Below are 12319 nucleotides of genomic sequence, written 5' to 3' on the forward strand. Positions count from 1 at the left end.
ATGTACATCAAGTCGCAAGAGATCTTGTTCATATAGAGAAATCAAAACCGAATCCATTACATTATGCAATTCCAAGGTTATTTCCGTTAGATACAGATATCCGCATTGTAACAACAAATTTTGATCAACATTTTACAACTGCAATTAAAGAAATAAATAGAGATATCAATGTTTATTACGCTCCAGCTTTACCGACGGGGAGAGCTTTTAAAGGTCTTGCTTATATACATGGTAATGTAGAACAGGAGAAAGAGGCTTTAATTTTAACAGACGGTGATTTTGGAAGGGCTTACTTAACGGAAGGGTGGGCGAGAAGATTTTTAGTCGATCTATTCTCAAATTACACCGTTTTATTCGTTGGATATAGTCATAATGACCCAGTAATGAAATATTTAGCAACTGGTTTACCACCAAGTACAAGGCGATTTGCTTTTGTCGCACAAGGAGAAAATACGTACCACTGGGAACATTTGGGGATAAGACCAATTGTGTATCCGAATAAAGTGAATAATCATCAATCCCTCGTAAAAGCGGTAAAACGCTGGGCGGAATTAATGGGTGATAATTATATTACGAAAAGAATGCGTATTCGGGATATTGTAACGGTTCCCCCGTCAGTAGAACAGGAACAATTATCATACATAAAGCAATCAATTAAAAAAATTGAAACAGTTCGTTACTTTGTGGAATTTGCTCATGATTATGAATGGGTCGAATGGTTAGAAGCAGAAGGTAAATTACAAAATTTGTTTATGCTTACGCCAAACTATAATGAAGTAGATGAATTACTTGCAGAATGGTTAGTGGAACAATTTCTTTTTAGTCATCAGAAAGAATTATTTCAATTAATTTATAAAAACTATTCTAAAATATCACCGTTATTATGGAGAACAATTTGTAACTACTTAAACGAAACGAAGAGTAAGATGGACCCATTGTTGTTTGCCAGGTGGACACTCCTTTTATTAGAAACTGCTGAAAAAGATAGTAGCTCTATAGAAAAGATTTCAAAGTTACTGCAAAAATGTTCTTTTCCTGAGCATAAGGAAATTGCGTTATTGTTACTAACGTTTATTTTAGACGGAAAATTGAAGTTGAAACGTGTAAGAAAATGGGGAAATGATACGCAAGAAGCAATAGAACTCGAGGAATCGAGTCGCTTACCAGTATCAACATTTTCTCATGTGGAGCAAATTTGGAACGAAAAGATGAGGCCATATATCGCCTATTATGCTGTTCCAATTATGATGATCGGATTAGAAAAATTGAGAATGTTGTCGTTAAGACAAACGGCACTGAAAAAAAGAAATACGGAAGATGTAGAAAAAGAGTTTCATCAAAATGATCTTGCATTATTAATACAAATTGTAAAAGAGTGTCTAACTTATTTATGTGAAAACAATGAGAAAAAAGCGGATTATTATATTACAGAAATGATAGAAGCGAATAGTGTACTTCAAAAGCGAATTGCAATTGATGCGATGAATAAAAATATTTTTGTTCGTGTAGATGACAAAATGAAATGGTTGTTACATGAAGGACTTCTTTTAGATTTCACTTATAAACACGAAGTTTTCCAACTTTTAAAAAGTCATTATGCAAATTGTTTGGAAAAAACAAAAGAAGAAGTCACTCGAACTGTAATAAAGCGTCTTACAGAAGAGAGAGTATTTGATGCATGTCTCGTATTAGACTTATTATTCAAGTGTGATTCAAATAGTCCATCTACGGCAAATGGGTATGAGTTAATGAAGCAAAAGCATCCTCATTTTCATTCTGAACAATACAGTGTACAAAAGAAAGAGGATACAGCGCAAAGCATTACTTGTAATGTAACAGCTGACGGATTATTGCAGCTGAAAGATTTTGAAATTATGAAGCAAGTTCGGCAATTTTCACAAGATGGTGTTTTTGAACAACGCCATTTTTTAGAGATGTTATCAAAAGCATGTAAATTGAATACAGAGTGGAGTATTTCATTCGCATATCAATTAGTAGGAGTGCAAGAAATAAGTAATGAAGTATGGTTTGTTTGTATTAGAGAATGGCGAAATAACCGAGGATTGACAAATGATCAAATCCAAAAAATTATTCCGCTATTGCAGAAATTTGTTAGAAATACTGCTTTTCATTGGTTAATTAGTAGTTTTCTATATGAAATTAGTAATCGACTAGAAGAGTTAGAAGAGAATAGTATACGTGTTGTAAAACGCTTTGCTTTTTCAGTGTTTCCTCAAGTTATGAAGAGTGATACGGATTTTAAGCTTGGAAAACAAGATTTTTACAATGAATCAATTCAGCATCCTGTTGGAAAAATGACGGCTGTATTATTAAAGTTGTTATCATATGATCATTTATACGATCGTAATGTATATGAATATTTATTTTTATTTGAAGAACAAGTAAGAGTTAATTCGGAACGAACAAACTTTATGTTTGCTCGTTTAATAGCAGATATTACATTTCTATACCATATTGAAAAACAATGGTGCCGGAAATATTTGTTACCATACTTAGATTTAAAAAAACAAAATGAAATTACGGAATATGCATGGGCGGGCTTATGTTACACTCAAATAAATTTACCTTTATTTACAGAAATGAAGCGTTTTATTAAGTATGCGATAGAACATTTGGAAGTATTACATCCGCATACGAGGGAAGCTTTCTTGAAGTGGCTTAGCTTTGTATTTATTAAATGTGTACTATATTGGGAGCAAAAAACAGATTGGTTATACCCTTTACTCGTATTAGAAAATGAAGAAAATAAAATTAAATTTATGCAGTTTTTATGCTATTACGTCAAAACATTAAGTGTAAAAGAACAACAAAAATTTTGGACAGCTTGGCTCAGTGTATTTTTGCGAGAACGACCAAAAATGGGTGAGATAACAGTGAGAGAATATGTAATGCTTTTACGTATTATTTTATACATGGATGAAATATTAGAAAAAGGATTATGTATTATGTCTCGTGCATTTTCAAGTGTAAATGGTAAATGTACAGGTGAGGAAATGAAGCAGTTATTGATTGAAATGCTTCATAAGAAAGAAAGTATGAAAGCGCATAAAGAAATGTTTGCAAATGTGTTTTTTATTTTACTACAAACATGTCAAGAAGCCGTTTTATTTGAAAAAGAAATCATAAAAATAAAAGAATTATTAGTTCAGTATGGAGTAGAGGAATATGTTTTACATTTACTAGAAAATGAAATAATTCGCATAGGAATTGTAATGGGTGATTTACAAGAAGAATTATAGGACGAAAGTGGAATTTTAAAAAATATATAAAAAGTTGTTGACAGTGTTTTGAAAAGCGTTCTATAATACGAATCATACTTATTCAATTTCAAAAACATTTGAATAAACAAAGTGCAATGAAGAGATCACAGTAGTGGTTAGTCTTACTGTAACAGAGAGCTGGTGGTTGGTGTGAACCAGTACAGGGATAATCATGAATTACAGTCTTGGAGCATCTTTTTCGTAATAAAGATAGTTTGTCTTTATGAGGAAAAAGCGGTCAATTGATCGTTAACAGTGAAGAGAGGTAGACAGAAAGTTAGTCTACAACTAGGGTGGTACCGCGATAAATATCGTCCCTACTGATTTATTCAGTAGGGACTTTTTGTATTTTAGTGGTCCAACTTGAAAATAAAATAGTCATGCATTGAAAGGAAAAGCAGTAGTTGTTGTTTCCCTGTAACAGAGAGCTGGTGGTTGGTGCGAACCAGTACAAAAACAAGAGCGAATTACAGTCCTGGAGCATCTTTTTCGTAGTAAAGATAGTATTGTCTTTATGAAGGGAAAGACGGTCAGATGATCGTTAACAATGAAGAGAGGTAGACGAAAGAAGTCTACAACTAGGGTGGTACCGCGATAAATATCGTCCCTACTGATTGGATCAGTAGGGCTTTTTTGTACAAAAAAGTGGCTTTTTAACTAGTAGTTCATGTCTTTGTACGAATTATTAGTTTAAAATAAGAAGAGGTATCGATTCCACTATAAATTTGTATAATTAACCAGTTCAGAAAATAGAGAATCTTTTATTCTCTTACTATACTTTTAAAACATTAGAGGAGGATTTCCAAATGGCAAATCATGAATTAGATCAATTACGTAAACAGGTAGATGAAATTAACTTACAACTATTACACCTTTTAAACAAACGTGGTGAAATCGTTCAAAAAATTGGAGAACAAAAGCAAGTACAAGGTACGAAACGCTTTGATCCAGTACGTGAGCGTGAAGTACTTGATATGATCGCAGAGCATAACGAAGGACCATTCGAAACATCAACAGTTCAACATATTTTCAAAACGATTTTCAAAGCAAGCTTAGAGTTACAAGAAGATGATAACCGTAAAGCGTTACTAGTATCACGTAAAAAGAAACAAGAAAATACAATCGTTGATGTAAAAGGTGAATTGATTGGAAACGGAACACAAACGTTCATCATGGGACCTTGTGCAGTAGAAAGCTTAGAGCAAGTTCGTCAAGTAGGGCAAGCGATGAAAGACCAAGGCTTAAAATTAATGCGCGGTGGTGCATTCAAACCGAGAACATCTCCATACGATTTCCAAGGTTTAGGAGTAGAAGGACTACAAATTTTACGCCAAGTAGCAGACGAGTTCGACTTAGCAATTATTAGTGAAATTTTAAATCCGAACGATGTTGAAATGGCATTAGACTACGTTGATGTAATTCAAGTTGGCGCACGTAACATGCAAAACTTCGATTTATTACGAGCTGTAGGTAAAGTTAACAAACCAGTATTATTAAAACGTGGATTAGCAGCAACAATTGATGAGTTCATTAATGCAGCGGAATACATCATTGCGCAAGGTAACGATCAAATTATTCTTTGTGAGCGTGGTATCCGCACATACGAAAGAGCAACACGTAACACATTAGACATTTCTGCAGTACCAATTTTAAAGAAAGAAACACATTTACCAGTTATCGTTGATGTAACACATTCAACTGGACGCAGAGATTTATTATTACCAACAGCGAAAGCGGCACTTGCAATTGGCGCAGATGCAGTAATGGCTGAAGTTCATCCAGATCCAGCGGTTGCATTGTCAGATTCTGCACAACAAATGGACATTCCAGAATTCCATAGATTCATGGATGAGTTAAAAGGTTTCAAAAATAAATTATCTTAATTCCATATCATATATGCGTTGAAGAGGAAACAGTAGTGCTTATCTCACTGTTAAAGAGAGCTGATGGCTGGTGTAAATCAGTACAAAGGTAAGCATGAATTACAGCCTTGGAGCATCTTTCCCGACAACTTATGGAGGGGAAGACGGTCAAACGATCGTTAAAGAAGAAGAGAGGTAGACGACAGTTGTCTACAACTAGGGTGGTACCGCGATAAACATCGTCCCTACTGAGCGCTCAGTAGGGACTTTTTTGTACAAAAAAATAGTAAAGGGGCAAGAGAAATGAGATACATTACAGCTGGAGAATCACATGGACCGCAGTTAACAGTTATTTTAGAAGGTGTACCAGCAGGTTTGACACTTACGGCGGAACATATTAATAAAGAATTATTAAGAAGACAAAAAGGTCATGGACGCGGAAGACGCATGCAAATTGAAACAGATACAGTTGAAATTGTAAGTGGTGTTCGTCACGGGATGACACTCGGATCACCGATTACGTTAATTGTAAAAAACGATGATTTCAAACATTGGACGAAAGTAATGGGTGCAGAGCCAATTTCGGAAAAAGAAAGTAAAGACATGAAACGTACAATTACAAAACCACGTCCAGGACATGCGGATTTAAATGGAGCAATTAAATATGGCCATCGTGATATAAGAAACGTATTAGAGCGCTCATCTGCAAGAGAAACGACAGTTCGTGTAGCTGCTGGTGCAGTTGCAAAACAAATTTTAAGCGAATTAGGCGTAAAAATTGCAGGACATGTTCTTGAAATTGGTGGAGTAAAAGCAAAACATATTTCAAACTTACTGATTGAAGAAATTCAAACGATAACTGAAAACTCACCAGTTCGATGTTTAGATAAAGAAGTAGAGCAAGAAATGATGGATGCGATTGACAACGCAAAAAGTAGCGGAGATTCAATCGGTGGTATTGTGGAAGTCATTGCAGAAGGTATGCCAATTGGCGTTGGTAGTTACGTTCATTACGATCGTAAATTAGATGCAAAACTTGCTGGTGCAATTATGAGTATAAATGCATTTAAAGGTGCTGAAATTGGCGTAGGTTTTGAAGCGGCAAGACAACCAGGAAGTAAAGTGCATGATGAAATTCTGTGGGATGAAGAAAAAGGATACACGAGAAAAACGAATAATGCCGGCGGTTTAGAAGGTGGTATGACAACAGGTATGCCAATTGTCGTAAGAGGCGTTATGAAGCCAATTCCTACATTATACAAACCGTTAGCAAGCGTTGATATTGATACGAAGGAAGCATTCCAAGCGAGTATTGAAAGATCTGATAGTTGCGCAGTACCAGCAGCGGGTGTAGTAGCTGAATCTGTTGTAGCATGGGAACTTGCAGATGCACTAGTCGAACAATTCGGAAAAGATCGTATGGATTTATTAAAACAAAACATTATGCAACATAATAACTACGCAAAAGAATTTTAATAAAAAGGTGGGTTTAACGTGCAAGTAAAAGAGCAACTATCATCATTACAACCATATAAACCAGGTAAATCACCAGAACAAATGAAAGAAGTATACGGAGATCATTCGTTTGTGAAATTAGCATCGAATGAAAATCCATTCGGTTGTTCACCGAGAGTTTTAGATGAGTTGCAAAAATCTTGGTTGGAACATGCTTTATATCCTGACGGAGGTGCTACAACGCTCCGTCAAACAATCGTGGATAAGTTGCATGTGCAATTAGAACAAGTACTTTGTGGTAGTGGTTTAGATGAAGTCATTCAAATGATAAGCCGTGCAGTACTTAAAGCAGGAGATAATATCGTAACGGCTGGTGCAACATTCCCGCAGTACCGTCATCATGCAATTATTGAAGGCTGTGAAGTGAAAGAAATTCCTTTAAATAACGGTGTATACGATTTAGACGAAATTTCGTCAGTGGTAAATAATAATACGAAAATCGTATGGATTTGTAATCCGAACAACCCGACGGGCACATATGTGAATGAGCAAAAATTGACTCAATTTATTGAAGGCATTAGTGAAAATACGTTAATTGTCATTGATGAAGCGTACTATGAATACGTAACAGCAAAAGATTTCCCTGAGACATTACCGCTTTTAGAAAAACATAAAAACATTCTTGTACTTAGAACGTTTTCTAAAGCATACGGATTAGCTTCTTTCCGCGTTGGATATGCGATCGGACAGGAAGAGCTAATTGAGAAATTAAATGTCGTACGTTTACCATTTAACGTATCTTCATTAGCGCAAAAAGCAGCTACGATTGCTTTTGGTGATGACGAGTTTATTGAAGAAATAGTTCGCGTGAATACAGAAGGATTACAGCAATACGAGAGTTTCTGTAAGGAAAACGAAATACCATTTTATTCGTCACAAACTAATTTCATCTTCTTACCGGTAGATAATGCTGGAGAGATTTATGAAGCTTGTGCACATGCAGGGTTTATTATTCGTCCATTCCCAAATGGTGTCCGTATTACAGTTGGAACAAGGGAGCAAAATGAAGGAGTGATTTCAGTGTTAAAACAGCACTTTGAAAATAAAAAAAGTAAGTCTCGAGATGAGGAAAATGCGTAAAAAGGTAGTATTAATTGGAACAGGTTTAATAGGAGGTTCTCTCGCCTTAGCAATTAAGAAAGAGCACGATGTAACGATAACAGGTTACGATATATTTCAAGAGCAAGTAGAGCGTGCAAAAGAATTACACGTAGTAGATGAAGTAGCAGTTGATTTACAACATGCATGTGAAGAGGCACATTTAATTATTTTTGCTTCTCCAGTTGAAGAAACGAAGAAGCTATTACACAAACTTGCGTCATTCCGTTTACGAGAAGATGTTATAGTGACTGATGTTGGTAGTACAAAAGGGTCTATTATGAGTGAAGCGGAAGCTTTATTTTCAAAGGAAGTTTCTTTCATTGGGGGACATCCGATGGCGGGTTCTCATAAAACGGGAGTTGAAAGCGCAAAGGCGCATTTATTTGAAAATGCATTTTACATTTTAACACCGATGAATCATGTACTAAATGAACAAGTGGAAGACCTTAAAGTATGGTTAAAAGGAACAGGATCTCATTTTCTTGTTTTAAATACAGAAGAACATGATTATGTAACAGGGATTGTTAGTCATTTCCCGCATCTTATCGCAGCAGGTTTAGTAAAGCAAGTTGAGAAACATGCAGGAGATAATCCGCTCATTCATCAACTAGCTGCTGGAGGTTTCAAAGACATTACACGTATCGCATCTAGTAGTCCGAAAATGTGGAGTGATATTGTAAAGCAAAATCGAGAGCATTTAATGGTATTATTAAAAGAGTGGATCTCTGAAATGGAAGGTTTATATAAGACAGTTTCTACCGGAGATGCAGGCGAGATTCAAAACTATTTTGCAGATGCGAAAGAATACCGTGATTCTTTACCAGTAAGAAAGAGTGGTGCGATTCCTGCCTATCACGACTTATACGTTGATGTATTAGATAAGGTGGGGGCATTGGCTCATATTACGAGTATTTTAGCGCGCGAGGAAATTAGTATTACGAACTTGCAAATATTAGAAGCGCGTGAAGGACTGCTTGGGGTATTACGTATTAGTTTCCAAAGGGAAGAAGATCGTATGAAAGCAAAGCTAGCGCTTGGAGAAGAAGAATACCAAACTTATGAAACAATTTAAATGAGAAGGTGAAAAACGTGAAAGAAAGAACAATACAACCTGTTAATAACGGATTGAATGGCAATATTACAATCCCAGGTGATAAATCCATTTCACACCGTGCTGTTATGTTCGGTTCGATTGCAGAAGGGAAAACAACAATTAAAGGTTTCTTGCCCGGTGCAGACTGTTTAAGTACGATTTCATGTTTTAAAGAAATGGGAGTAGAAATTACGCAAAACGGTGATGAAGTCACTGTAGTTGGTAAAGGGTTAGAAGGATTACAAGAACCGAAAGCTGTATTAGATGTTGGTAATTCTGGTACAACAATACGTTTAATGTCAGGAATTTTGGCAAATACACCATTTTTCTCTTGCGTACAAGGTGATTCATCTATCGCGAAAAGACCGATGAAACGTGTAACAAATCCATTAAAACAAATGGGTGCAATCATTGATGGCCGCGAAGAAGGAACGTTTACACCGTTAACAATACGTGGTGGAGATTTACAAGCAATTGAATACACTTCACCTGTAGCAAGTGCACAAGTAAAGTCAGCTATTTTACTTGCAGGCCTTCGCGCAGAAGGTGTAACAGCTGTTACAGAACCACATATTTCACGCGACCATACGGAAAGAATGCTTGAAGCATTTGGAGTTAAAGTAACTCGCGAAGGAAAAACAGTGAAACTTGCAGGTGGGCAAAAGTTAACAGCAACAGACGTTCAAGTACCAGGTGACGTATCATCAGCAGCATTTTTCTTAGTGGCAGGCGCAATCATTCCAAATAGTAAACTAGTATTACAAAATGTAGGGATGAACCCAACTCGTACAGGTATTATTGATATTTTAGAGAAAATGGGTGCTACGTTCACTGTAGATCTAATTAACGAAGGGGCATCAGAACCAGCTGCAAACATTACGATTGAAACATCTTCATTAAAAGGAATTGAAATTGGCGGAGATATTATCCCAAGATTAATTGATGAAATTCCTGTTATCGCCTTAGCGGCAACGCAAGCAGAAGGAATTACAGTAATTAAAGATGCGCACGAATTAAAAGTAAAAGAAACGAACCGTATCGATACAGTTGTTGCGGAGTTAACGAAACTAGGAGCTCGCATAGAAGCAACTGATGACGGCATGATTATTTACGGGAAATCAGCTCTAAAAGGCAATACAGTAAATAGTTATGGTGATCATCGCATCGGAATGATGCTTGCGATTGCTGGCTGCCTGGCAGAAGGAAAAACAATTATTGAAGATGCAGAAGCCGTAGGTGTATCATATCCTACATTCTTTGATGAACTTCAAAAGTTAGCTAAATAATAAGGATGGAAAGCAGATACGTGATGTATCTGCTTTTTTTGTTAAAACGTCTTTGTAATTTCACTTACCGAACTACAAAAGTAAGAATTATGATACAATTCAAACAGGGAATGGAGGAGAATTATATGAATGTCATACAATTAAAAGAAGATAAGTTCAGAGAAGCATTACGTTTATCAGAATACGCTTTTCAATATAAAGTAGATGAGGAACGATTACAGCAGCAACTTACAAAGATGAAGGAAAGTCATGAAATATACGGCATTATGGAAGGGGAAGACTTAGCAGCAAAACTACATCTTATTCCGTTTCATATTTACATAGGTAAAGAAAAATTTAAAATGGGTGGCGTTGCAGGAGTAGCGACGTATCCAGAGTACAGAAGAAGTGGGTATGTAAAAGAGCTACTTCAATATTCACTTCAAACGATGAAAAAAGATGGCTATACAGTCTCTATGTTACATCCATTTGCGGTTTCATTTTACCGTAAATACGGTTGGGAACTTTGTGCGAATCTACTCATATGTCATATGAATAAGAGTGATTTAGTGATGAAAAAACAAGTAAATGGAACTGTGAAACGTTTCAATAAAGAAAATCATCCAGAAGAGGTCGAAAAGCTCTATGAAGTATTTGCAGAACGTTTTTCAGGTATGTTAGTTCGAGAGAAGAACTGGTGGTTACAAGCAGTTTATGATGATTTAACATTAGCGATTTACTATGATGAAGATAAAACGGCAGCAGGTTACATGTTATACAAAATAGAAAACTATAAAATGACAGTAGAAGAATTTGTACCACTGCATAATGAAGCACGAAATGGTCTGTGGAACTTTATTTGCCAGCATGATTCTATGATTAAAGAACTTGAAATGACAGTAAGTGAAACCGAACCGTTGCTATATTCATTGCAAGAGCCACGCGTGAAGACAGAAATAAAACCATATTTTATGGGAAGAATTGTAGATGTAGAGCAGTTCTTAAAACAATATGAGTTGAGCTGGAACAATGTACAGCAAGAAGTGATTCTACACATTACAGACGCATTTGCTCCGTGGAATAACGTAGCAGTGAGACTTGCAAATCATGAAATAACAATTGTAGAAGAAACAACGGAAAAAGGAATTAAACTGGATATAACTGCACTATCAGCAATAATGCTTGGATATAAACGTCCATTAGAACTAAATGAACTTGAATTAATTAGTGGAAGTGACGAGGCAATACGGTCATTTGAGAATTTAGTACCAGTGCGTAAGCCATTTATTTATGATTTCTTTTAATTTGCATGTATGAAGGTGGGCTATCCTAAGTGAAATTTCGGGATAGCTTCCTCTTATATTGTGAATTTTTGTCGGTAAGTCGATATATCATGAGAATCGCTGATATAATTAGAGTAGCGCCGATATATCAAGAAAATCGCTGGTATAATTTTAAGTAGCGCCAATATATCCAGAAAGTCGCTCATATAATTTCATTCACAAATAGAGGATAAAACAGCACAGTTATACTTTGTCACGCACTTGACTTTTAACTCATGTAATTTATAATTAAAAACGGAATGAATTTTCATTCCTGGAAATTGAGGTGGAAAAATGGCTAAAAACAAACAAGAGGATATTTTTGACGCTGCAATACAACTTTTTGCAGAACGAGGTTATGATGGTACAACAATTCCGATGATTGCCGAAAAAGCAAAAGTAGGCGCAGGTACGATCTATCGTTATTTTGAAAATAAAGAAGCGCTTGTTAATTCTTTATTTACGAAAAGTGTTTTACAACTATCGGAATTAATAAAAAATGATTTCCCGGTCGATGCAAATATTCGTGAACAGTTTAGCCATACATACAACCGTTTATTTGAATTTGCGAGACAAAATGCAGATGCTTTTCTTTTTACAAATTCTCACTGTGATAGTTATTTTCTAGATGAACATAGCAATGAAATATTCGAGGACTTCATGGGTTTCTTCATGAACTTGATTGAAGATGGAATCGAAAAAGGTTTGCTTCGTCCATTACCACCAATTGCTTTAATTATTATTGTATATCAACCAATTGAAAAATTAATTAAAGTAATGGAAACAGGGCAGTTAGAATATACAGATGAATTAGTAAAGGAATTGGAAGAAAGTTGTTGGAATGCTATTAGAATCATTTGATTCTATAGCCTTATAAGGA

8 protein-coding genes and 3 other annotated features are annotated in these 12319 nt (G+C 35.7%); all 8 genes read left to right on the top strand.

Annotation, left to right across the window (positions count from 1 at the left end):
* A partial coding sequence (locus tag MR170_RS27875) for a DUF4020 domain-containing protein (RefSeq protein WP_242310212.1) occupies positions 1-3260 on the top strand: 3260 nt, incomplete at its 5' end.
* 107 nt (positions 3261-3367) lie between these two features.
* Positions 3368-3603 (top strand) — a binding site (T-box leader).
* 54 nt (positions 3604-3657) lie between these two features.
* Positions 3658-3893, top strand: a binding site (T-box leader).
* 194 nt (positions 3894-4087) lie between these two features.
* A complete protein-coding gene (locus MR170_RS27880; RefSeq protein WP_001273575.1) occupies positions 4088-5164 on the top strand; it encodes a bifunctional 3-deoxy-7-phosphoheptulonate synthase/chorismate mutase in 1077 nt (358 codons plus the stop codon).
* A 9-nt stretch (positions 5165-5173) separates the two neighbouring features.
* Positions 5174-5393: a binding site (T-box leader), on the top strand.
* Between the two features lie 53 nt (positions 5394-5446).
* On the top strand, positions 5447-6619 hold the full coding sequence (gene aroC, locus MR170_RS27885; RefSeq protein WP_048563749.1) for a chorismate synthase: 1173 nt from the start codon (positions 5447-5449) through the stop codon (positions 6617-6619).
* 18 nt (positions 6620-6637) lie between these two features.
* Positions 6638-7738 (top strand): histidinol-phosphate transaminase, encoded by a 1101-nt coding sequence (gene hisC / locus MR170_RS27890; protein ID WP_242310215.1) that lies wholly within the window; start codon positions 6638-6640, stop codon positions 7736-7738.
* On the top strand, positions 7731-8831 hold the full coding sequence (tyrA, locus tag MR170_RS27895; protein WP_048563751.1) for a prephenate dehydrogenase: 1101 nt from the start codon (positions 7731-7733) through the stop codon (positions 8829-8831). The genes hisC and tyrA overlap by 8 nt, the downstream gene beginning before the upstream one ends.
* Positions 8832-8848: 17 nt before the next feature.
* The gene (gene aroA, locus MR170_RS27900) at positions 8849-10138 is read left to right on the top strand and encodes a 3-phosphoshikimate 1-carboxyvinyltransferase (RefSeq protein WP_242310216.1); all 1290 of its coding nucleotides are present in this window, start codon (positions 8849-8851) and stop codon (positions 10136-10138) included.
* A 125-nt stretch (positions 10139-10263) separates the two neighbouring features.
* Positions 10264-11421: a GNAT family N-acetyltransferase gene (locus tag MR170_RS27905; RefSeq protein ID WP_048563752.1), complete on the top strand. Its 1158-nt coding sequence runs from the start codon at positions 10264-10266 to the stop codon at positions 11419-11421.
* Positions 11422-11733: 312 nt separating this feature from the next.
* A complete protein-coding gene (locus MR170_RS27910; RefSeq protein WP_001107290.1) occupies positions 11734-12300 on the top strand; it encodes a TetR/AcrR family transcriptional regulator in 567 nt (188 codons plus the stop codon).
* Positions 12301-12319 lie beyond the last annotated feature (19 nt).

Source organism: Bacillus cereus group sp. BfR-BA-01524 (genome assembly GCF_022662595.1).
Classification (GTDB): Bacteria; Bacillota; Bacilli; order Bacillales; family Bacillaceae_G; genus Bacillus_A; species Bacillus_A thuringiensis_S.

Coding starts and splice junctions, on each gene's coding strand:
- MR170_RS27910 (WP_001107290.1), top strand. CDS start 11,734: ATGGCTAAAAACAAACAAGAGGATATTTTTGACGCTGCAATACAACTT.
- MR170_RS27880 (WP_001273575.1), top strand. CDS start 4,088: ATGGCAAATCATGAATTAGATCAATTACGTAAACAGGTAGATGAAATT.
- tyrA (WP_048563751.1), top strand. CDS start 7,731: ATGCGTAAAAAGGTAGTATTAATTGGAACAGGTTTAATAGGAGGTTCT.
- MR170_RS27905 (WP_048563752.1), top strand. CDS start 10,264: ATGAATGTCATACAATTAAAAGAAGATAAGTTCAGAGAAGCATTACGT.
- aroC (WP_048563749.1), top strand. CDS start 5,447: ATGAGATACATTACAGCTGGAGAATCACATGGACCGCAGTTAACAGTT.